Source organism: Tabrizicola sp. TH137, from assembly GCF_002855575.1.
Classification (GTDB): domain Bacteria; phylum Pseudomonadota; class Alphaproteobacteria; order Rhodobacterales; family Rhodobacteraceae; genus Paragemmobacter.
Genome location: NZ_PKRQ01000002.1, coordinates 75,476 through 97,694, shown reverse-complemented (window position 1 = coordinate 97,694; position 22,219 = coordinate 75,476). Strand labels below are relative to the sequence as shown.

The 22,219-nt window shown below is 64.7% G+C and carries 19 protein-coding genes; 5 read left to right on the top strand and 14 right to left on the bottom strand.

All coding sequences use genetic code 11. The features are described 5' to 3' along the window. Window positions 1-34: 34 nt before the first annotated feature. Window positions 35-340 (bottom strand): hypothetical protein, encoded by a 306-nt coding sequence (locus C0V75_RS05865; protein WP_101920000.1) that lies wholly within the window; start codon window positions 338-340, stop codon window positions 35-37. Between the two features lie 258 nt (window positions 341-598). Here C0V75_RS05865 and C0V75_RS05860 point away from each other — a divergent pair, with 258 nt between their 5' ends. After that, window positions 599-2,614 carry a BTAD domain-containing putative transcriptional regulator gene (locus C0V75_RS05860; RefSeq protein WP_158241788.1) on the top strand — a complete coding sequence of 672 codons (2,016 nt, stop codon included), beginning with the start codon at window positions 599-601 and terminating at the stop codon, window positions 2,612-2,614. 13 nt (window positions 2,615-2,627) lie between these two features. Here the strand turns inward: C0V75_RS05860 and C0V75_RS05855 are convergent, their stop codons facing one another. Beyond that, window positions 2,628-3,008 carry a hypothetical protein gene (locus C0V75_RS05855; RefSeq protein ID WP_101919998.1) on the bottom strand — a complete coding sequence of 127 codons (381 nt, stop codon included), beginning with the start codon at window positions 3,006-3,008 and terminating at the stop codon, window positions 2,628-2,630. Window positions 3,009-3,169: 161 nt separating this feature from the next. Between C0V75_RS05855 and C0V75_RS05850 the strand changes: the two genes are divergently transcribed. Together C0V75_RS05850 and C0V75_RS05845 are read left to right on the top strand one after the other, a co-directional pair. Next, window positions 3,170-4,228 carry a YcaO-like family protein gene (locus C0V75_RS05850; protein ID WP_158241787.1) on the top strand — a complete coding sequence of 353 codons (1,059 nt, stop codon included), beginning with the start codon at window positions 3,170-3,172 and terminating at the stop codon, window positions 4,226-4,228. Window positions 4,229-4,322: 94 nt separating this feature from the next. Further along, a complete protein-coding gene (locus C0V75_RS05845; RefSeq protein WP_158241786.1) occupies window positions 4,323-5,909 on the top strand; it encodes a peroxidase family protein in 1,587 nt (528 codons plus the stop codon). A gap of 51 nt (window positions 5,910-5,960) precedes the next feature. On the opposite strand, the gene C0V75_RS05840 is transcribed toward C0V75_RS05845, so the two are convergent. The 12 genes from C0V75_RS05840 to C0V75_RS05785 form a co-directional block, all read right to left on the bottom strand. Further along, entirely contained in the window at window positions 5,961-7,208 is a 1,248-nt protein-coding gene (locus C0V75_RS05840; protein WP_101919995.1) for a ribulose-bisphosphate carboxylase large subunit family protein, read from the bottom strand. A 285-nt stretch (window positions 7,209-7,493) separates the two neighbouring features. Beyond that, the gene (gene nanR / locus C0V75_RS05835; RefSeq protein ID WP_101919994.1) at window positions 7,494-8,225 is read right to left on the bottom strand and encodes a transcriptional regulator NanR; all 732 of its coding nucleotides are present in this window, start codon (window positions 8,223-8,225) and stop codon (window positions 7,494-7,496) included. 159 nt (window positions 8,226-8,384) lie between these two features. Then, complete coding sequence (locus C0V75_RS05830) at window positions 8,385-10,022, bottom strand: AMP-binding protein (RefSeq protein WP_101919993.1); 1,638 nt, start codon at window positions 10,020-10,022, stop codon at window positions 8,385-8,387. 57 nt (window positions 10,023-10,079) lie between these two features. Further along, window positions 10,080-11,531 (bottom strand): APC family permease, encoded by a 1,452-nt coding sequence (locus C0V75_RS05825; protein WP_101919992.1) that lies wholly within the window; start codon window positions 11,529-11,531, stop codon window positions 10,080-10,082. 90 nt (window positions 11,532-11,621) lie between these two features. After that, a complete protein-coding gene (locus C0V75_RS05820; protein WP_158241785.1) occupies window positions 11,622-12,134 on the bottom strand; it encodes a flavin reductase family protein in 513 nt (170 codons plus the stop codon). Window positions 12,135-12,138: 4 nt separating this feature from the next. Then, window positions 12,139-13,479 carry a glutamine synthetase family protein gene (locus C0V75_RS05815; RefSeq protein WP_101919990.1) on the bottom strand — a complete coding sequence of 447 codons (1,341 nt, stop codon included), beginning with the start codon at window positions 13,477-13,479 and terminating at the stop codon, window positions 12,139-12,141. Beyond that, window positions 13,476-14,156, bottom strand: coding sequence for a TetR/AcrR family transcriptional regulator (locus C0V75_RS05810; protein ID WP_101919989.1), 681 nt, complete (start codon window positions 14,154-14,156; stop codon window positions 13,476-13,478). Before C0V75_RS05810 ends, C0V75_RS05815 begins: the two co-directional genes overlap by 4 nt. Further along, complete coding sequence (locus C0V75_RS05805) at window positions 14,153-15,442, bottom strand: alpha/beta fold hydrolase (protein ID WP_158241784.1); 1,290 nt, start codon at window positions 15,440-15,442, stop codon at window positions 14,153-14,155. Before C0V75_RS05805 ends, C0V75_RS05810 begins: the two co-directional genes overlap by 4 nt. 4 nt (window positions 15,443-15,446) lie before the next feature. Continuing rightward, the gene (locus C0V75_RS05800) at window positions 15,447-16,790 is read right to left on the bottom strand and encodes an acyl-CoA dehydrogenase family protein (protein WP_254216393.1); all 1,344 of its coding nucleotides are present in this window, start codon (window positions 16,788-16,790) and stop codon (window positions 15,447-15,449) included. Then, on the bottom strand, window positions 16,790-17,839 hold the full coding sequence (locus C0V75_RS05795; RefSeq protein ID WP_101919987.1) for a peptidase M29: 1,050 nt from the start codon (window positions 17,837-17,839) through the stop codon (window positions 16,790-16,792). Before C0V75_RS05795 ends, C0V75_RS05800 begins: the two co-directional genes overlap by 1 nt. 179 nt (window positions 17,840-18,018) lie before the next feature. Further along, complete coding sequence (gene modA / locus C0V75_RS05790) at window positions 18,019-18,777, bottom strand: molybdate ABC transporter substrate-binding protein (protein WP_101919986.1); 759 nt, start codon at window positions 18,775-18,777, stop codon at window positions 18,019-18,021. A gap of 62 nt (window positions 18,778-18,839) precedes the next feature. After that, on the bottom strand, window positions 18,840-19,205 hold the full coding sequence (locus C0V75_RS05785) for a winged helix-turn-helix domain-containing protein (protein ID WP_254216392.1): 366 nt from the start codon (window positions 19,203-19,205) through the stop codon (window positions 18,840-18,842). A gap of 272 nt (window positions 19,206-19,477) precedes the next feature. Here C0V75_RS05785 and C0V75_RS05780 point away from each other — a divergent pair, with 272 nt between their 5' ends. Together C0V75_RS05780 and C0V75_RS05775 are read left to right on the top strand one after the other, a co-directional pair. After that, window positions 19,478-20,419: a helix-turn-helix domain-containing protein gene (locus tag C0V75_RS05780; protein WP_101919984.1), complete on the top strand. Its 942-nt coding sequence runs from the start codon at window positions 19,478-19,480 to the stop codon at window positions 20,417-20,419. A 142-nt stretch (window positions 20,420-20,561) separates the two neighbouring features. After that, window positions 20,562-22,082, top strand: a complete 1,521-nt coding sequence (locus tag C0V75_RS05775; RefSeq protein WP_101919983.1) for an aldehyde dehydrogenase family protein — start codon at window positions 20,562-20,564, stop codon at window positions 22,080-22,082. Window positions 22,083-22,219: the final 137 nt, after the last annotated feature.

Sequence of the window (22,219 nt, the reverse complement as noted above, 5' to 3'; positions counted from 1 at the left end):
GGAGCGAGCATACGGGCCCGTCCGCAAGAATGGGTCAGTCGGCGAGACCCATTCTTTCCCGCACTTCCCGATCGCATATCAGCATCCGCGCCCGGTTCGTGTGGGAGTTGTGTGTGAACTGGTCATCGGTGCTCACCGATGCCTTGACCTTCAGTTGCTGCATGCAGCTATCGACACCGTCACGAAAGGTCACGCGCAGCGCCTGGCAGGCCTCGCTTTGCCCGACGGCCGGACCGGTCAGCGGGCATTGCGACAAGGGGTCGATCACGGCACCATCGGCAAGCGCGGGGCCGGCAAGACAGGCAAGGACAATGCTCGTCCAAAGGAATTTGGTCTTCATAAGTTGCTCTCCACTGTTGCTCCGCCAATGCTGTGATCGGCTGGATCAAGACAGCTTGCCCCCGCCTGCGTGATGGCTGCGTGAAGCGAACGGTAATCGCAGCGTGAAGCCGGGGCATGAAATGCGGGACAAGACTTCACGGCAGCCGATTGCGCGCGTCCGGACGAGCCGTCCCGTTGCGGTTTGGTGATCGCTTGTTGAAAGGAACCTGCCGAACGTGCAACTTGACGTTAGGTAATGTTTTCGAGGCCGCCGATCATGGTGCGATTTCAAGTCGATCTCCTAGGCGGCGTCCGCGCCGTACGGGTATCGACAGGTCAGGAGATCGCCTTCCGCACCCGCAAGGCGCGCTGTCTTCTTGGCCTTCTGCTGCTGAGTCCGGGTTACCGGCTGAACCGCGAACAACTGGCTTCGCTGCTCTGGGACCCGGCGCCGGAGGCCTTGGCCCGCAGCAGCCTGCGGCAGGCCCTCAAGGAACTCCGCGATGTGCTGGAGCCCGATGCGGAGCTGATCGACACCGATCGCTTTACCGTCGGCCTGCGGGGCGAAGCCTTTTCTGTCGATGTGCTGCGCCTGCGCGCCCTGATCAGCGACGAAGCGGCGGACCAAGCCGCGCTTCTGACGGCTGCGGGGCTGTGGCGGGGGGAGTTGTTCGGCGCCTCCCAACCCAGCGCGCCGGTGTTCGAGGCCTGGCTGCAAATCGAACGGTCGCAACTCCGCTCGGCCCTCACGATGGCGCTGACGGATCATGTCGGACATCTGATCACGGCCAATGCCTTCGGCGATACAAGGATCGCGGATGAACTGGTCCGGATCGAGCCCAGCCATGAACTGGCCCATCAGTTCCTGATGCGGTTCCATGCCCTGCGGGGGGACCAGTCGGCAGCCTTGCGACAGTATTCGCTTCTGGAACAGGCCCTGGCCGACGAATTGGACAGCGAGCCGAGCGAGGCGACGAATGAGCTGCTGGTGGCGATCAAGTCCGGGCAGGTTGCGCTACAACGCTCTGCGGCCCCGGCTCCTGCCGCGGCGGAAACCAATCCGAGACGCGGTGGACCGCCCCGCCTGACGATCCGGCCACCGCTGACGAGATATCACGATGACAGCAAGGACTATCTCAGCGAGGGCTTCGCCTTCCTTGCCAAGACCTGTCTGTCCCGCTTCCGTTGCTGGATCGTCATTCCCTGGCCCTCGATCGGGTTCGAGTCCGACAGCGTGGTGGATTTCACGGCCATCGGCCGTGCCATCGACGCGGATTTTGCCGTGGATTGCGTGCTGGACTGGCGATCACCGACGGGCAAGCTTTTCGTCGCCCTGATTGATTGCCGCAATGGCAGCGAAGTCTGGTCCGGCCTGTTCCCGACCGCAGAGGATGAGTTGCAGGCGACCTCCTCCTCGGTTGCGGGTGCCGTGGCCGCCAACCTCGCCTCGCAGGTCAATCACATCACCCTCCTGCGCCATGCCCGCAGTTCGGCCAGCGACCCGGCGGCCTATGACCTCTGGCTGCGCGGGCATCAGCTTTCGCGACTGTGGTCAGCCGAAGCGGATGACGAGGCAGAGGCGTTGTTCCTGCGTGCCATCGCGCTTGATCCCGGCCTTGCCGGCAGCCATGCGAGCCTTGCGCAAATCCTGTCCACGCGCGGCATGGTCCGCCCAGGCTACAGGAGGGCCGAGGAGGACCGGACCCGTGCCTTTGCCCATGCGCGGGACGCTCTCGCGCTTGATCCGTTCGATCCGCGCTGTCATGTCAGCATGGCATGGAACTGGTTGATCGCGCGGTCGCCGGAACGGGCGAATACCCATTTCCGCATGGCGGTGGACCTGAACCCCCATGATTCCGAGACCTTGATCGCCGCCGCAAGCGGCCTTGGCTTCCTGGGCCATACGGATGACGCGCTGGATTACGCGCGGCAGGCGGTGCGGCTGAACCCCATCTTTCCCGAATACTACTCGGTCTATATGGCAGGCATCCATTTCATGGCAGCAGATTACGAGGCGACCCTCGCTGCGGTCGAGAAATGCCATGACGGTTTTCCCGATCTGGGCGTCTGGGCTTCGGCCGCCTGGGCGCATCTGGGGCGCAGCGACGAAGCAGGCCGGTCCTATGCCATGTTCCGGGATCTGGTAGCGGCGGCATGGCATGGCGAGGGCCCGGCATCGGACGATGCCATCGAGGGGTGGGTGATGACGACCCTTCCGATCGCCTGGGGTCCGGGACGCGACAGGTTGCTCAGCGGTCTGCGCCTCGCCCGGCGGATGGCCGGGCAAGGCTGACGCGGCACAAGCTTCAGCGGCAGTGCCGCATGAAGTAGCGGGCAAGCAGGACCGGAAACCGTTTCGCCGGATCGCCGCCATAGGTGGGTTCGTCCTGCACGGCAGGCGGATTTTCCAGCAACCCCTTCCACGGGATGCGGACATGCATGATGGTCGGCGTGTCATAGACCGGGACGATGGTCACCGAGGCCGGAATCTGGCCATTTGCGCCCGCCCCGGGCCCGTCATAGCGATAGCCGACCTTGTGCAACCATTTGCGCGGGTCTGCGCTGAAGGCGGCCCATTCCGACTCCGGCCCATCCTGAAAGACGCTCTGGCTGAGGCGCATGATCGCCTCGCCCGTCTTGCGCTGATCGGCAAGGTTGCCGCTCTTGAGATTGAAGAAACCGACCATGCTTCATCCTTCCTGTCCGGTTGCGGGTATCGTTGCGACGGGTCCATCCTGCGCCCTTGTGGCCATCAGAGCGGGGCTTGCGTGAAGCCAGCGTGAAACCGGCTGCGATGGTCCGCAATGGCGGCTTGATCGGACTTCGGGACAGTCGTCCAATGCGGACCATGATGATGAAGCATGACGACATGATCACCCTGCTCAACCGGGCGCTTGCCACGGACTTCCGGCTGATGCCGATGTACACGCCCGACACGCCGGTCTTTCTGGCCGTGGCCTGGCCCACGGCGGAAGGGGTGACGGGGCTGAAACCGCGTCTGCCTGCCGGGCGGGGCCTGACGTTGCAACAGGCGATGCTGTCCGCGGGGGCGGAGGCGATCGAACTGCGGGCCAGCCTCGCGCAGTCGCATCGGGCCATGCTCGGGCAATGCCCCCGGATCGCTGACCTTGCCGTCGTGACCTGCACGGATCTGGCGACGGGTGAAGAAGTGCAGGTGCCCGCTCAGGACGTCTTTCTGGACTGTGCGGTGGTCCTGGGCGAACGGCTGGTCAACGATGCCAATTCCACCGGCTGCGCCGTCGCGCCGACGCGCGCCGAAGCGGCGGATCTCGCGCTATGGGAATGCATCGAACGTGACGCTGTGGCCCTGTGGTGGCATGGCGGTCTGCCACCCGGGACCCTGCCGCAGGATATCATCGACGCCCATCATCCCCGACTGGGATGGTGGCTGGAACAGCGGATGCGGCGCACGCGGTTCCTCGATCTGACGAGCGATATCGGCCTTCCCGTCGTGGCGGCCGTATCCTGTGACGCCGATGGCGGCCGTGTGGCCATGGGGACCGCATCACGCCCCCATCTGGCGGATGCCGCCCTCGCTGCCGTGACGGAACTGGTGCAAACCGAAGTCAGCCTCGAAGAGGCTCTGGCTCAATCCGACCCAGAGGCGGTGGCTTGGGCAGCCCAGGGGCGGATCAGCCAGCCTGCATTCCAACCGGTTGGAGAAAAGGCCGCCGCGGGCCATCTGCACGGAGGCGATCTGCTGGAACGCCTCGGGGCCATGGGTCACCGCGTTCTGACCTTCGACCTGACCCTGCCCGAAGACCCGTTGCCCAGCCTCAGGGTGCTGGTCCCCGGCCTCTGCGCTATGGGCGGTCGGATCGGGACGGACCGTTTCCGCAGGCTCTGCCCCGATGCGGCGCATCCGCATTTTCCCGAACCCTTCTGACAGCGGACATATCCCGATGGTCTTGATTCGCAGCGCGCACGACCTGAGCGAGTCGGCATCCTTCACGCCGCCCCCGGTGGCCGGACCGCCCAGATTGAGGTCGCAGTATCGCTATCTTTTTCCCGACCTTGCCGATGATCCCATGGCAGGGTGCTTTGCAGGGACGGACGAGGCCGGAACCATCGCCCGCCTGAAGGAGTTCGAAGAGGCAACCCGCCTGCCCCTCACGCCACCTGCGGCACTGCTCATGCGCCTGCCTGCCGCCTACACCTATTTCGGCCAGTTCCTGAATCATGACATTTCGGCCCCCATCGGCGGCATCGTGGAAGATCCGGAGGCGATACCGCCCGCAGGCGTCATCGGAACAGCCGACCCGCCCGGCCTGGGCAAGACCTGGCGCGCGGATCGCGCCACCATCCTTGCGCGCATCCTGAACGAACAGGGTAACCCGCTGATGCTGGCCAGTCTCTATGGCGACTGGCCCGATACCGACGATCCCGACATTGCCGCCCTCTACAAGGCTGACGGGATGCGCTTCCGCCTTGCGCGGACGGCGGTGCCATCAAAGCAGGAGTTTTCCGACATCGACCTCGACCCGGAGACGATCATCCATGCGACGGGCGCACCCGATCTGCCCCGCCGGGGACGCGCCGCGCTGATTGCAGACCGGCGCAATGACGGGAACCTGATCCTCTCGCAGCTTCACCTCGCCTTCCTGCGCGTCCACAACCGGGCCGTCGCGGCACTTCAACCAAAGCTGGGGCGCGGCCCGGCCTGTTTCCGCGCCGCGCGGCAGTTGGTGACCTGGCATTATCACTGGCTGATCCTGAACGATTTCCTGCCACGCCTTCTGTCCCGCTCGGTCCTGAGGCGCCCGTTGTCCGAATGGCAGCCTCGGGGGGGCGCTTCCCGCGCCGTGCCAATGGAATTCACCACCGCGGCTTTCCGTTTCGGCCATTCGATGGTGGGCCGGGCCTATGACTTCAATGCGAATTTCGGCGTCGGTGGGCGGATTGCGCGTGCGGCGTCGCTGACCGAATTGTTCCGCTTCACCTCGGCCCAGAACATGGGCCATCTCGACGGCCCCGCGCGACAGGTGCCCGACCATTGGGTGATAGACTGGGATCGGATGACGTCAGGGCGCAACCTCGGGCGACGCTCCGGTCATGGGGGGGCGGAGCGGATCGACCTGAGCTTCGCGCCAGACATGCTGAATGTCGCGGGCGATGCGACGGTGGCCGAACATGGCTCGATCCTGTTTCGCAACCTTCTGCGCGGTTTCCACCGCCGCATTCCCTTTGGCCAGAAGCTGGCCGAAGCCTGCGGCGTGCCGGTCCTGGACCGCGACCAGCTCCGCGCTGCCTTGCCGCGTCACGTGTCACCCAGCGGGGATTTCCCCTCGCCCCTCGCCGCCGCCGAGGCGCTGGGTATGCTGGAAGAAATGCCCGCCTGGCTATACATGCTGTGTGAGTCAAAGGCCCTCGAGCGCGGTGCAAGGGTCGGCCCGACGGCCAGCCGGATCATCGCTGACACCATCGTCGGCCTGATGCTGGGCGAGGATGGGTCCCTGCTTCGGCAGGAAGGTGGCGACTGGCACCCGCGCGACAGCATCCTGCGCGACAGGAACGGCCAGGCGTTGGAAACACTTCGGGGCTTCCTGCTCTTCTCGGCCGAGGACTAGCGGTCGAAGCCGTCGCAGACGCCGGGGCGCAGCCGGAAGCGCCGGCCGGCGTCAGCCAAAGGTGCGCAGCGCCGCTGCAAGGGCCGGACTATCGCCCACCGCCTGCTCCAGCGTCAGCCCCGCCATGGCGGCGGCCCAGGCATCCTGTATCGACCGCACCCCTGCCGCCGGCCCGTCGGGATGGGCCATGATGCCGCCACCTGCCGCAAAGATCAGGTCCGCGCGCCGCAAGACCTGCCATGTGCCGAAGGCCTGAAGCGCCGTCTGGCCCGAGGAAAAGACCGGCATGGTGATCGCGGGATTTTCCGACGTCATCGGCGTCAGCAGTGACCGCGCCGACGCGATGACGCTTTCGTCCGACTCGCAGAACTTGTTGTTCAGGCCGTTGACATGCATGTGATCGGCTCCGGCCAGCCGCCACAACTTTGACCAGGCCGGATAGTCGAAACCCAGCGCGGGATGCCGGGACAGATAACCCCAGCCGTTTCGATGCAGATGGATCGGCAATTGCGCATGGCGGCGCAGCGCCAGCATCCCCGTAAGCCCGATCGAATTCGCGCTGGCCATGATGCAGGTGCCGCCTTCCGACAGCACGAGATCGTGGCGCGCCCGCATCTCGTCCACCTCTCCGGTCAGGTTGAAGGCATACATGACCTTTCGCCCGGTCCGCTCGGCATGGCGCCGGATCACGGGCATCACGGCCCGCACCCGCGCCTCGAAGGGGCAGACCGCCCCATCGGCCTGCAATTCGTCATCCTTGATGAAGTCGATCCCGGCCGTGCAGAGCATGTCCACCATGGCAGCGGTTTCTTCCGGGCTAAGACCGATGGAAGGCTTGATGATCGTGCCGATCATGGGCCGCCCTTCCACCCCCGAAAGCCTGCGGGTTCCGTCCACCCCGAAGGAGGGACGCGGCGATGCCGCCACGAGTTCCGGCGGGAGGCGCAGATCGGTCAGCCGAAGCCCTGCCACGCAGTTCAACTCGAAAAGATTGCCCGCCACTGTGGCCAGGATATTGGGCAGGCTAGGCCCGGTATTCGCCAGCGGCCACGAAATGGTGATCCGGGCACGCCGATGCGACTTGTCCCGGGCGGCGGCCCCCGGCAGGGCCGGGCCGGCCAGGGCACCCAGATCCGCGATCCGCTCGACCCTGGCGGCAGAGCGGGCCTTCAACGCCTCCGTCTCGCCGGGAACTGCCATGAAGGTGCCCGAGGATTGCTCCCCAGCAATTGTCGCGGCTGCCTTCTCGAAAGGCAGCGCCGTCTCAAGAATGTAGTCGGCTTCAAACCGTGCAGACATGGTCCATTCCCTCCGCAGCCGCCAGGCGATTGCTGGTCGCAAGGCGGCTATCTTCCTGCCGCGTGCAACAATGAGAGCCACCCGATGCTTTCGGTGTCTGCGTCCCGACTGAAGACGCACCGCAACGACCCTTTCGCAAGGATCAGGAAACCGGACTGGATCGCCATGTTGCAGGGCGTCGATCAGCAACTGGTATGACCTCATCACAAGTCAGGGTCAAGCCGGATGCCCTGCCCCCTGCCCCGGACTTGCACCGCTGTTCAACCGACGCGATGCGTCCTGCACTCAGTCGGCACGAACATACATCTCGCGGGATCGGTCGAGATGGGCCCGCATGACGGCAACTGCGGCATCCGGAGCATGGGCGGCGATCTGATCTACGATATCGGCATGCTCACCGAGAGTGACCTCCTCCTTTCCGGACCAATGGAGGAGCGACGTGTGATATTCAAACAGCCAGCGCAGCATCGCCTGGGATGCCGCCGTGATGATCGGATTGGCACTGATGGCGGCGATGCGGACGTGAAACTGCATGTCGGCCTCGATGAAGGGCAAGGGATCGCCGCCGAGCCGCGACCGTTGCAGGTCCACGGCTGCGCGCAGATCGGCGATATCCGTCGCCGTCGCCCGTTCCGCCGCCACCCGCACGACGCCCAGTTCGAACATGGTGCGAACTTCCTTCAGATGTTGCAGAGTCGCAGGTGCAACATTCAGCAGAAGCCGGGCAATGTCGTCGCTTTGCTGGAAGAAGGTCTCCGCATCAATGGCGTTGACGCGCGTCCTTTCGCCATGCGTGATCGAGACCAGTCCCGTCTGGTGAAGCGATTGCAGCGCCTCACGTATCGCAGGCCGCCCCACCCCGAACCGCGCCATCAGCACGCGTTCCGACGGCATCGCATCCCCCGGTTTCAACTCGCCGCTGCGGATCATCTCGCGCAGCCGCTCCAGAACCTGATCGGAAAGTTTCCGGCGCACGATCCGTTCGGATTTCCCTGCGGACCCAAGCAGAAAAGACATCAGGCGTCCCCTTCCCCATGTGAGACGCAAGTATAGCGCATGATCGTCCCTTGCAACGAAACTCGCGCCCCCCGCCCGGATAGGGCGGCAGGATCGCGGCCCGGCGCCGGGCGGCCACTGCTTCCCCCCACGGGTGGCACCGCCCAGCGTTCCGCCGGATCAGCCTGTCCGATCAGTGCGGAGCCGGAACCTCTGGATCTTTCCCGTCTGCGTCTTCGGCAAGGCCTCCACGAAGATGACGCGGCGGGGATACTTGTACGGGGCGATCACGGATTTCACATGGTCTTGCAAGGTCTTGACCAGCAGCGCGTCGCCGGTCTGCCCGGAGGCCAGAACGACATGCGCCTCCACGATCTGGCCACGCTCTTCATCCGCTGCCCCCACCACCGCGCATTCCAGCACGGCGGGATGGGACAGCAGCGCCGCTTCCACCTCTGGTCCCGCGATGTTGTAACCGGCAGAAATGATCATGTCGTCGGATCGTGCAGCGAAGTGGAAGCGCCCGTCCTCATCCTGCCAGAAACTGTCTCCCGTCAGGTTCCAGCCGTCGCGGACATAGGCCTTCTGTCGTGCATCGGCCATGTAGCGGCATCCGGTCGGGCCGCGCACCGCCAGCCGTCCGATCTCTCCCCGAGGCAGTTCCGCCATATCCGGCCCCACGATCCGCGCCTCGTATCCTGTCACCGGCCGTCCGGTGCAGCCGGGACGATGGTCATCGAAACGATTGGTGATGAAGATATGCAGCATCTCGGTCGCGCCGATGCCGTCAAGCATCGGCTTGCCAGTCCTGGCCATCCACTCTTCATAGACGGGCGCGGGCAGGGTCTCGCCCGCGCTGACGGCGGCCCTTAGGGACGACAGATCCGCCCCTTCGTCCATCGCCTTGAGCATCACGCGATAGGCGGTCGGAGCGGTGAAACAGACTGTAGCCCGATGCTCCTGAATGATCTGCACCATGTTGGGCGGGCTGGCCTGTTCGAGAAGTGCCGCAGCCGCGCCAAAGCGCAGCGGGAAGATGGCAAGGCCACCAAGCCCGAAGGTAAAGGCCAGCGGCGGCGAGCCGACAAAGACATCCTCGGGGGTGACGGAAAGCACCTCCTTCGCATAGCCATCCGCGATGATGAGAAGGTCGCGGTGGAAATGCATCGTGGCCTTGGGTTCCCCCGTGGTTCCCGAAGTGAACCCCAGAAGCGCAACATCATCGCGGCCCGTCGGCGGCGGGGTGAAGCGAACAGGCTTCTTCAGGGCGATGCGGTCAAGCTCTGCATCATGGTTGGCCGTCCCGTCGAACCCGATGACCGTATGCAGCACGCCCGAGGATTTCTGGCAGGTGACCAGCTCTTCCATCAGGCGGGTGTCGCAGAGCGCATGGGTGATCTGCGCCTTGTCAACGATCGCCGTCAGTTCCCCCGCCCGCAGCATCGGCATGGTGTTTACCACCACTGCCCCGGCCTTCGTGGCAGCCAGCCAACAGGCCACCATCGCCGGATTGTTGGCCGAACGGATCAGAACGCGGTTTCCCGGCCGGACCCCGTAATCCGCGACGAGCGCATGGGCGATGCGGTTCGACCAGTCGGTCAGTTCCTTGTAGGTGCGGGTTCGGCCATTTCCGATCAGCGCGACATGATCGGCGAAGCCGCGATCGACCATGCGGTCGGTCAGTTCCACCGCAGCGTTCAGCCATTCGGGATAGTCGAAACCATCAAGTCGCAGGTCAGGCCATGTCTCCGCGGCAGGAAGATTGTCGCGGGTAAAGCAGTCTTCATGGCCCGAGGGGCCGAGCGAAATCTGGGTCATCGGAAAACCTCTCGGATCAAGAGCGGGGCGCGGTCTTGCCGCGCCCCGGCCCGGCCATCAGGCGCGATTCTCGCCCATGCGGGCAAATCCGGCCGGATCGGCCTTCTCCAGCCGCACTGCCGCCAGCCAGCCCACAAGCGCCGCCACCGGGATGAGGCCGGGAAGAATCCAGCTCAGCCCGCCGCCTGCCGTTCCTGTCAGATCGCCGAAATTGGCGAAGATGTAGAGGAAGAGCGCCGCCATGATTGCCCCCGACACCGCCGGAAGCACCAGGGTGGACATGACGGGAGCCTCGCCCCCCTGACGGCGAAAGAAGACGATCACCGCAAGCGAGGTCACGACCATCATCCCCAGCACCCCGAGCGTGCCGACCTGGCTGATCCAGGTGAACATGTTCAGCACCGGATCGAGCCCGAGCCCGGCAAAGACAGCAAGGACAACCAGTGCCCCCAGCGACTGCACCACCGACCCGACATGCGGGCTGGAATGGGTATCATGCGTGCGGCCGAAGGCAGCGGGCAACAGCCCCTCGCGCCCGGCGACATAGCTGTAGCGGGCGATGTAGTTGTGGAAGGCCGACAGCGCGGCGAAGAGGCTGGAGACCAGCAGGATGCCCGCGATGGGCGGAACCGGGCCTCCGACATACATGTCGGCCAGCATGAAGAAGTATTCGGTCGGATCGGCCAGCCCGCCGATGGTGGGGATAAGGTTCTCGGCACCGACACCGGCAATCATCAGCCAGGTGGTGAAGACGAAGAACAGGCCGATCATCAACACCGAAAGATAGGTCGCGCGCGGGATGGTCCGATCCGGATCGCGGGCCTCTTCGGCATAGATCGTCGTCGCCTCGAACCCGATGAAGGAGCCGAGACAGAACAGGATCGCCGCCGTCAGGGAGCCCGAGAAGATGGCATTGGCATCGAAGAGATTGACCGACAGCCCCCCCGCATCCGCCGCCCCGCCCTGGGCAAGGATGGCGAAATCCACGATCAGCACGATCAGATATTCCAGGGCGACCAGCACGATCAGCACCTTCGCCGACAGATCCACCTGCCGATAGCCGAGGATGCCAACCAGCAGGATGGCGATGAGGCTCCAGGCCCACCAGGGCAGGATGATGCCGAAACTGCCGAAGACGCCGGCCGATATCCCGCCCAGAAGGCCGATCAGCCCGAACTGCATCGCGTTATAGGCCGCCAGCGCGGTAAAGGCCGTGGCCCCCGCCCAGCGCCCGCCAAGGCCGCGCGCGGCATAGGCGTAGAAGGCACCCGCATTCTTCACATGCCGCGACATGGCCACATAGCCCACCGCGAAGGCGAGCATGACCAGCGTCATGAACAGGAAGGTCGCAGGCACCCCCGTTCCATTGCCGATGAGGAAGGCGATGGGGACGGCCCCCGCCACCCCCGTAAGCGGGGCCGCAGCCGAGATCACCATGAAGGTGACCGCAAGCAAGCCCAGCGAGTTCCGGCGAAGCTGGTTCGCCCCGTTCCCTGTGTCGTGTCCCATTCGTTACTCCATGTTGGTTGCGGGCCCCGGTCTTTGTGCCAGGTGCCCCGGTTCTCCCCGGCATCTCGCGTGCCAGTGGATGGCTTTGCGTCAGACCTCCCGTCCGGGCAGATGAACCGCCCGCCGATAGGCACGCTGGCCATAGAGCAGCGCTGCCGGGTGATCTGACAACCGGACGGAATGGACCCGTCCGACGATGATGTGATGCGTCTCCCACAGAAGGGCCGTGGCGAGGCGGCATTCGAATACCGCCGTTGCGCCCGCCAGCACCGGCTGACCCAAAGCGCCCGCTTCCCATTCGGCCCGGTCAAAGCGCGCGGCGTGATCGCTGCCCGCCCGACCGGCGAACAGGTCCGAAACCCCTTGCTGATCCTCCGCCAGAAGATTGGCGCAGAAGGCACGGTTCCGCAGGATCGCGGCGGCGGCAGGGCTCTGGTGATGGATGCAGGCAAGAAGCGAAGGCTGGTCGCCATCCGCCGAGACCGAGGTCAGGGAGGAGATGGTCACGCCCGCCCTTCCCCCATCGCCATCGGTGGTGGCCACCGCGACGAAGGTCGCCGCGCGGCTCATGCCTTCCAGAAAATGGGCGCGCAAATCGTCCATCCCGTCACCCCAGATCGAAGAAGCGTTCCAGTTCCACATCGGGAACCTTGCGCCGGAATTCATCATGCTGCCCTTCGCGAGTGGCGGTGAAGGCTTCCACGAAACGCTCTCCCAGCCAGACTTTGGCGAAATCCGATCCCCGCAGCCGGGCGATGGCCTCTGGCATGGACCGCGCGAAATCGCGCGGCGGGGTCTGGGCATAACCGGAACCGATGGTTTCCGGGTCCGGCTCCACCCCCTCGATCACCCCTGCCACGCCCGCCGCTATGGTTGCGGCAGCGGTGAGATAGGGGTTGGTATCTGCACCCGGCAGCCGGTTCTCCACGCGCAGGCTGCCCGCATCATGGCCGACAATGCGAAAACAGGTCGTGCGGTTCTCGTAGCCCCAGGTCAGGCCGGGCGGCGCAAAGGTGCCGGGGGCAAAGCGCCGATAGCTGTTCACCGTCGGCTGGAAGATCAGGGTCATGTCACCGATGTATTTCTGCAATCCGCCAAGGAAGTGCAGGAAGGTCTGGCTCACCCCGTTCTTGCCCGAAGGATCATGGAACAGCGGCTTGCCCGCCCTGTCCTTCAGGCTCACATGCAGGTGGATCGACTGGCTGTCCGCCTGTTCGTTCCAGCGCGGCATGAAGGTCACCGATTTGCCCTGCCGCAACGCCAGCGCCCGGATAAAGTTCTTCAGCAATACAAGCTGATCCGCCGGTTCCAGCCCCTCGCCCGCCCCGATGCAGGCTTCCATGAAGCCCGCGCCGATCTCTTCATGCATCTTGGCAAGGTCGATCCGCAACGGCTCGCACATCGCGGCGATGCTTTCATACCACTCGGTCTGAAGCGCCTGATAGATCGTCAGGTCATGGCTGGCATGCTGGGTCGCGGGCTTCAGGTTGCGATAGCCCTTCGCGCGTGCACTCTCCGGGGTCTCGTCGAAAAGCGTGTATTCCAGTTCCATCCCGTATTTCGGCACGAAGCCCGCCTTCGCCGCCCGCGCCAACACGGCGGACAGGATCGAACGGGGGCACATCTTCGCAGACTCGCCGGTGAAGTTCGACAGCACCAGCAAGTCATGCCCCGGCTTCGACCAGGGCAGGCGCCGCACCGTCGCCGGGTCGAGCTTCAGGGGATCGTCATGGAAATCCCCGGTTTCGTCATTCACGCCGGGGATCGTCAGCAACACGTCGGTCGGATCGAGTGAAAGCTGCGCCGGGGCCATGCCCATCCCGTTCTTCGCGATGCCCTTCAGGCTGTTGACCGAAACCATCTGCCCGCGCAGGAGGCCGTTGGTATCCGCCATCGCCACGGTAGCAAAGCGGCTCGCCGGATCGGCGATGTAATCGTCCAGTGTCATGTTCCTGTCCCTGTCGTTCGGGCGCTTGCAAGCGCCTCTAGCTGTTCAAGATCGCGTGCCGGATCGGTGGAATAGGCGCGCAGGAAGACGCGCAGACCATTCAGGATGTACCGCGCAAGTTCGGCCCGTCCCGGCACAGCATCCGGGCGGTAGAGCGCCTGGGTGCGAGGCGCGGAAAGGATCAGGCCCCACAGGTCTTGCGCGGCGAGTTCCGCATCCTCGAAGGCAAGCCGCCCGGCATCGCGCTGCGCCGAAACATAGCCGATGATCCCGGCCAGCAGGCGGTCTGGTCCGCTGGCCTGATAGGCCCGCCCGATCTCTGGAAAGCGCTGCACCTCGCCGATGATGAGCCGCGCCAGCGACAGCATTTCGGGCCGCATCACCCCATCCGCGTAATCCCAGGCAAAGGCATGCAGGTCATGCACCATCCCCGCCTCGGAGGGGTGTTCGAAGACCGTCATCATCCGGTCCCGCTGGCCCAGCATCATGGCCTGGAAGAGGGTCTCCTTGCTGTCGAAATACTGGTAAAGCGTGGGCTTCGACAGCCCGACAGCCGCCGCGACGGCATCCATCGTGGTGCCGGAATAGCCTGCCTCGGCAAAGACGCGCAGCGCGCCGTCCAGGATGCGCTGCGTCCGTTCGATCCGGTTCTGGGCGCGGCGTGACAAGGCGGTCATGCCGGCAATCCTGCAAGGAAATCGGCAAGGTGGCGGTTATAGGTCTCCGGCTGTTCCAGATTGCAGACATGTCCCGCCCCTGCGATCACCTCGAAGCGGACATCGGGCCGCTTCGCGCTGTCCCAGATGCGGCCTGCGATCCCGCGGATTTCCGACGAGGGCGCAAGCCGGTCATGTTCGCCGGTCATCATCAGGACTGGCATGGAAAGACGTGAAAAATCAAACCGTTCGCGTGGATTGGTAAAGCAGACCAGCGCATCGCGATACGTCGGCGCAGCTATGGCCGACATGGAGGCGAGGAGTTCGGCGCGCACCGCTTCGGGGGCATCGGGACCCGCCAGAACCTTCACAACGGCCGGGGCGAAATCGGCCGGCACTTGGCCCGCGTTCAAGGGCACTTCACGGCTGAGTCGGAAGGCTTCGCGTTCCTCCGGCCCTGCCTCGGACATGCCGGTGCAGCCCCCGGACAGAACCAGCCCGTCCAGCATCTCGGGATGCCGCATCGCAAAGGACGTGGCGATCCAGGACCCGTAAGACAGCCCGACCAGAACCAGCCGCCGCGCCCCCAGAACCTCGGCCACGCGCAGAATGTCGGCGCAATAGTCATCAACAGTCGATTGCCGCGGCCCCAGCGTGCTGTCGCCATAACCGCGCAGGTCCAGCGCAGCGCAGCGGATGCGATGCCCCGCCGCGCCCAGTTGGGCACGCCAGTTCTGCCGCCCGCCGCCAATCCCGTGGAGGAACAGGCACAGCCGTCCGTCGCCCCGGTCCGGCGTCTCCGTCAGGGCAAGGCGCGGCAGGGCGTCGATGGTCCGCTCCGTCAGGCGCAGGGGCGCAGGCTCCGCCGGCTCCATCACCGGCGTTGTCCCGCCAACCTTGGCCAGCGCCGCGATGCCGGCCTCGAACACCGCCCGCGTGCCATCGCAGATCGCGCTCAGACGGGGCATCGGCGCGCTGACCTGCGCCGTCCATGTCACCGTGCAACCACCCGCCTCCGACGGCGTTACCGTCACCCGCGCGTCATAGGACTCGCAACCTGCGATCCCTTCCAGATGGGTATAGGCCAGCACCCGGTCGCTGTCGGAAAGATAGGTGCGCTGCTCGCGGTAAAGCCCATCCTCCCCCTTCACCGTGAAGACCCGGATCAGGCTGCCGCGCGGATCCCGCTCCACGTTGATCCGGTCGATCCAGGGATGCCAGCCCCCGCCGAAATCCCGCAGCACGGCCCAGACCGCCGCCGCATCGGCCGGAACATGGCCGTGGACATGGACCCCCTCGCGCGGCATCGCCCTAACGCAGCCCCTTGAGCGAACCCGCATCCCCGCGCCAGAGCGAGTTGCGCGCCCCGCCCTCGTCGCCGGGGGCATCGTCGATCTCGTCCATCTCATAAAGCGTCAGGATCGACAGATAATCCTCCATGATTTCAGATGTGTAGGGCAGCATGAGCGCGCCGCAGCGGCTGTCGCGATACATCCGCTCCAGCGGCAATGACCGCAGCATCGACTGACCGCCGCAGGTGCGGATGGCCATGCTCGTCATCTCGGCTGCACCTTCCATCACGTTGTACTGCGCCGCATACATCCGCATCACTTCGGCCTTGGTGGGGAAACCCTTCGCCTCGGAAAAGGCCTGCCACCACAGCGCCCGCATATTGGCCAGACGCGCATACATCTTGCCCACCGCGATCCGCTTCGTCGCATACATGCGGCGGTCGATGGGCGGCTGGCCCGGCACCTGCCCCTTCAGATAGGCCACGGTGAAATCAAAGGCCCCCTGCGCCACGCCCATATAGGTGGGTGAGAGCGTCGCCATCATGTGCGGCCAGTTGGGCAGCGTCTTCCCGAAGATGCCCCGCGGCATCAGCATGTCTTCGGCGGTGACGAAGACATCTTTCAGGATCAGGTCACGGCTGTTGGTGCCGCGCATCCCCAACGGGTCCCAGTCCCCCTTGACCGTCAACCCTGGGGCATCCTTGTGAACGACGAAAAGCATCGTGTCCTCGTGGCGCGGCTCCATGCCCTCGAAGACCTCGGTGCAGACGATGGTGTAGTAATCGCAATAGCCCGCGAGGGAGGCAAACTTCTTGAACCCGTTGATCTTCCAGCCGCCCTCGACAGCCCGACACTGCGTCTGGTTCGGTTTTGACGTCCAGTTCTGCCCCCCTTCGGAGATCGGCTGCGAATAGATGGCCCGCTCTGCAATGGCGCGCTTGAACTGTCGTTCGCGCAGCGGGGCGAAGGCGGCCTTCTCTTCGGGCGTCAGGTTCGGCATCTCGAACATGAAGCGCGACCATGCCATCGACGAGTTATGCATGTTGAAGGTCAGCGCGGTGGCGCCGCAATACTTCGCTATCTCGGCCCCGACCATGGCGTATTCCCACATGGAAAAGCCCATGCCGCCATATTCCTCGGGGATGCAGAGCGTCAGGAACCCTTCCTCGGCCAGATCGCGATAGTTCTCCGTCGGGAACGACGCCTCGTCATCCACGGCCTTCGCGCGGGCCGCAAAGACCGGGCCAAGCGCATTGATCCGCTCCAGCATGCGCAGCACCTCGGGGCGGATGCGCGACAGGTCATAGTAATCGCCGGGATGGCTCATCGGCATCGCGGCGGCGATGGGGCGCTGTTCGGTCATCAGGCAAGCTCTCCCTGCAAAACGCCGTCACGCACGACGACGCGCCCGTCGAGGGCGATGGTGCAATTCCTCATCGGAAGGTCGAAATGGCCCAGCGTGTAGCGCCCGGCATATTGGTTCGCGCCGGTGGACCACAGAAACGAACCGGCAATCGCGCGGAACTCCACGGCCTGCATGTCGCGCTTGTCATACATCGCGGCCGACACCCATTTCGCGCCGTGGTTCATCCCCCAGCCGACATGGCTCAGGCCATAGGCGTTCCTGTCGCCCCAGGCCTCCATGTATTCGCGGAAATGCAGGGCATCTATGCCATCGCCATCAATGCGGGTGACGAAGTCATTCTCGATGGTGAAGTCGATCCGGCTGGTGAGAAAGGTCTTGAACGTCAGGTTCATGTCGCCGACGTCCATCACGATGCGGCCATTCACCGCCTGTTTCCCCGGAAAGGCGAGGCAGAGCCCGCCCGGCCAATGCGCCACAGCCCCCGGCGAGGTGCCGAAACCCGCCGTCCCGCCACAGGGCGCGCCGCGCAGATCGACGGTCAGGTCCGTGCCTGCCTTCGACGTGACGCGCATTTCCGACGCCTCGCGCAGCATCTGGATACCCAGTTGCAGCTTTACATTGTCTTCCGCCTTCGGCTCCGTCCGTTCCAGGATCTCGGGATGTTCATTGGTGATGACGAGAAGCCGCGTCCGGCCGGCCTCTTCGATCTCCGGCCATTCCGGGGCGTGGATCAGCCCCTCGACCGTGCAATCCACGATCACATCCACCAGCTTCAGCGCCTCGATCACCGCGCGATTGCCCTGGATCGCCCAGCTCGTGCCGGTGGATTTCACAGGCACAGGGGCCGATTGTGGCGGCGTGGGCATCTGGATCATGCAGAATTCAGCGCCAAGGTCATAGGCGGCCAGTTCGCAAAGCTGCACCAGCACGGGGCGCGACTGCGTCTCCGAAAGGATCGCGATCCGGGTCCCCTGCCCGATTCCGTTCAGCGCAAAGACACGCCGAAAGGCGGCAAGCCATTTGCCTTCGATGCGTTCCTGAAGCATCGCACCATCCCTGTTGTGACGATTCGCATTGGCGCGAATTTCTTAACTGTGAAGTTAAGATTTCACCGCAAACATGAGTCTGTCAACCGAAACTTCAAACTTGAAATTTCAACAACGGGGCCGACCCGGCGCGCCCTTATCAGTCGCGTGGCTGCCTCTTTCACGCCAGCGGAATGCCGTCAGTTCAGGATCAGAAAGCCCTGCGCCGAAAAGATCGCGTCGCCCTGTTCCGAGGCCAGCGCCTCGAAAAACGCCGAGTCAGCCGCATCGCCAGCCCCGGCCAGCAGCGCGCCGGGATAAAGGATCGGCGGATGGCTGTCTGCCGGGAAGGTGCCGACGACAGAAACATTGTCATCTGCCGCCGCATCCGTCGCATAGACGATCCCGTAAGGCGCCTCGCCCGTGGATACGAGCGTCAGCGCCGCACGAACATTCTCCGATTGCGCAACGGAAGCCTCGACCTGAGACCAGACCCCGAGGCTCTCCAGCGCGGCCTTGCCATATTGACCTGCGGGCACGGCATCGACCATCGCCATCGAAAGGCGCCCATCCCCCAGAAGACCCGCCAGATCAAAACCGGGACCGACATCAACCGACGCCGCCTCCTTGCCATGGGCGATCAGCACGAGCCGGTTGCCCAGCAGATCCCTGCGCGTGCCATCGACCACCATCCCCGCCTTCTCCACCTCGTCCATCCAGTTGACGGCAGCGGAAAGGAAAATGTCGGCCGGTGCCCCTTCGATGATCTGCTTGGCCAGGGCGTTCGAACCGCCATAGCTGATCGTAACCTCATGGCCGGTGGCAACCTCGAACTCGGCGGCGAGTTCGTCCAGCGCGGTCTTCAACGAGGCCGCGGCGAAGACCACCACTTCTTCCGCAAAGCCGGGCGACGCGAAGAGAAAGGCAAAAGCGGATGCGAGGGCAGCAGGGCGTGACATGATTCCTCCAGTCGATATGTTCTGAAAAACATATCAGCGCGAGGCCAGTATTGCTGCAAGCGTTATTTTCGGTCGGAAATATCCCCCGGCTGGGCAGGACGCAGCATCGCTTCCAACGTTCCGATCCGGGCCGCAGCGGCGTTCTCAGCCTTGGCGACGATGTCGTGATACAGTTCAAGCACCCTCGCACCGCTTTCGGTCAGTTGCGCACCGCCTCCGCCAGGCCCGCCCCGCGTGCTGATCACCAGCGGTTCCCGGAACGCCCGGTTCATCTCTTCCACCAGCATCCAGGCGCGCTTGTAACTCATCCCCATGTCCCGGCCTGCCGCCGCGATGGAACCGGTCTTTCCGATCCGTTCCAGAAGCTCGGCCTTGCCGGGACCCAGCATCGCATCGTCGAATACAATCCTCAGGCGCAGGATGGTCATGGCGCAGGCCTTTCTCAGCATCACCGAAGTGTTCCCCAGCCGCAGTTTGCAGGCAAGACCCCATCAGTCTGGCCGACCGGCCCAAGGACAGGCCGCTGTTCCCGTCATCTTGCGGCGCAAGGGCGCCGGGGGAAATCGGCATAGGCCTAATGTCGCGTTGCACCCATGCGTCTTCGGGTGTTCACTGTCGCGGTTGCTGATGACCGCTGCCGTCACCCTTGCGTGACGACGGGCGCAGCCGGGGCAGAACGGGAAGCTTGAAAGGGCGATCCATGCCGACACCTACGACAGCCCACATCACCCGCATCGAAGCGGCCATTTCAGGCGGCTTGGCTGCAAAATCCAGCGTCGCGGCCTCGTGGGTCCGATCGGCGCAGCTTTACCGCCTCGACCCCGCCTCGCGATCCGGCGACAGCAGGATCACGGCCAGCGAGCTTGCCCTTGCCCGGGATCAACTCGGACCGCTGCTGCCGACAGCGGCCCCGCATCTCGACCGGCTGTTCCAGATCGTCAGCGGTCTTGGGGCTTGCATCGTTCTGGCCGATTCCCGGGGCGTGGTCGTGGATCGGCGGGGGGCGCCGGGGGATGATCGCAGCTTCGAGCAATCGGGCCTGTGGACCGGAACGATTTGGTCAGAGGCGGATGTCGGTACCAACGGGATCGGCACCTGCCTGGCCGAGGGACGGGCGGTGACGATCCACCGCGACCAGCATTTCCTTGCCCGCAACATCGGGCTCAGCTGTTCCTCGGCTCCGGTGCATGGGCCAGACGGGCGGCTGGCCGCCGTGATCGACGTCTCGACCGCGCGCACCGATCTTGGCGATGCTGTCGCCGGGCTGATCGGCAGCACGGTTGCCGAGGTGGCCCGCAAGGTCGAAGCCGACCTCTTCCATCTGGAGTTCCCTCGCGCAAGGGTGGTGCTGGTGCCCGGGCTGGACCGGGGGCTTGGCGCGCTCCTCGCCGTTGATGCCGATGATCTGGTGATCGGGGCCACCCGCGCCGCGCGTCAGCATCTGGGCGTGACAGGCGATCTCGCCACCGCACCGCGCCTGCTGTCCGATCTCCTGGGTCTCGACAGCCATGACACGATGGACAAGGCCGAAAGGGGCGTCCTTACCCGCGCGCTGGTCCGCTCGTCCGGCAATATCTCGGCAGCGGCGCGCGCCCTCGGGCTGAGCCGGGCGACGCTGCACCGCAAGCTCGACCGCGGCTGACCCACATTCCCGCTCCCACCTGTCGCAGTTCTGCGACAACCGCCCTCCCCCATCCTCTCCCCCCCGGATGACCGACTCGGCAAGGCTGCGCAGTCTCTCTGTCAGGCCGCGTGGAGGCGGCCCCGTCAGGAGGAGTTGACCCATGAACGTGATGACCAAGGAAACCGGCCTTGCCGGATCGCCCTTCAAGACCCGCTATGACAATTTCATCGGAGGCCGCTTCCTGCCGCCGGTGAACGGGCGCTACTTCGACAACATCACCCCGATCACCGGCGCAAAGATATGCGAGATCGCCCGTTCCGACGCCGCCGATATCGCGCTGGCGCTGGATGCTGCCCATGCCGCCAAGGATGCCTGGGGCAAGACCAGCGCCGCGCATCGTTCCAACATCCTGCTCCAGATCGCCGACCGGATCGAAGCGAATCTCGAACTCATCGCCACGGCGGAAACCTGGGACAACGGCAAGCCGATCCGCGAAACGGTGAATGCCGACATCCCGCTTTCGGTGGATCATTTCCGCTATTTTGCGGGCGTCCTCCGCAGCCAGGAAGGCACGATGTCCGAGATCGACCATGACACCGTTGCCTATCACTTCCACGAACCGCTGGGCGTGGTCGGCCAGATCATCCCCTGGAACTTCTCGATCCTGATGGCGGCCTGGAAACTGGCCCCCGCCCTGGCCGCCGGCAATTGCATCGTGATGAAGCCTGCGGAACAGACCCCCGCGGCGATCATGGTATTGGTGGAACTCATCGCCGACCTTCTGCCCCCCGGCGTCCTGAACATCGTCAACGGCTATGGCGCCGAAGCGGGCGACGCGCTGGTCCGTTCTGGCCGCATCGCCAAGATCGCCTTCACCGGCTCCACCGCCACCGGCCGCAAGGTGGCCGAAGGCGCGGTGGCCAGCCTCATCCCCTTCACGCTGGAACTGGGCGGCAAGTCCCCCAACATCTTCTTCTCCGACGTGATGGCCGCCGATGACGCCTTCCTCGACAAGGCCGTCGAAGGCTTCGTCCTCTTTGCCTTCAACCAGGGCGAGGTCTGCACCTGCCCTTCGCGCGCATTGATCCAGGAAGACATCTATGACGCCTTCATGGAACGCTGCATCGCCCGGGTGAAGGCGATCAAGCAGGGCGATCCGCGTGACATGGCGACCATGGTCGGGGCGCAGGCCTCCCGCCAGCAGCATGACAAGATCATGTCCTACTTCACCATCGGCCGCGAAGAGGGCGCAGAGGTGCTGGTTGGCGGCGACGCCGCGCGGTTCAACGGCGATCTCGCGCAGGGGTTCTACATCCAGCCCACGATCCTGAAGGGCCACAACAAGATGCGGGTCTTCCAGGAGGAAATCTTCGGGCCCGTCGTCTCTGTCACCACTTTCAAGGACGAAGCCGAGGCGCTCCAGATCGCCAATGACACGATGTATGGCCTCGGCGCCGGCGTCTGGACGCGCGACGGAACCCGCGCCTACCGCTTTGGCCGAAACATCGAGGCGGGCCGCGTCTGGGTGAACAACTACCATGCCTATCCTGCCCATGCGGCCTTCGGCGGCTACAAGCAATCCGGGATCGGGCGCGAGACGCACAAGATGATGCTCGACCACTATCAGCAGACCAAGAACATGCTGGTCAGCTACAATCCGAACAAGCTGGGCTTCTTCTGACGCTTGCCCGGAAGGGCCATGACAACGGGCGCGGGGAAAACCCCGCGCCCCGACTCCTCGGCCCGGGATTCTGCCCAAGTGCGGCCAGCCGATAGAGAATAGTCTTTGGCATCACCCGTGTTCAGCGGGGGCCAAAG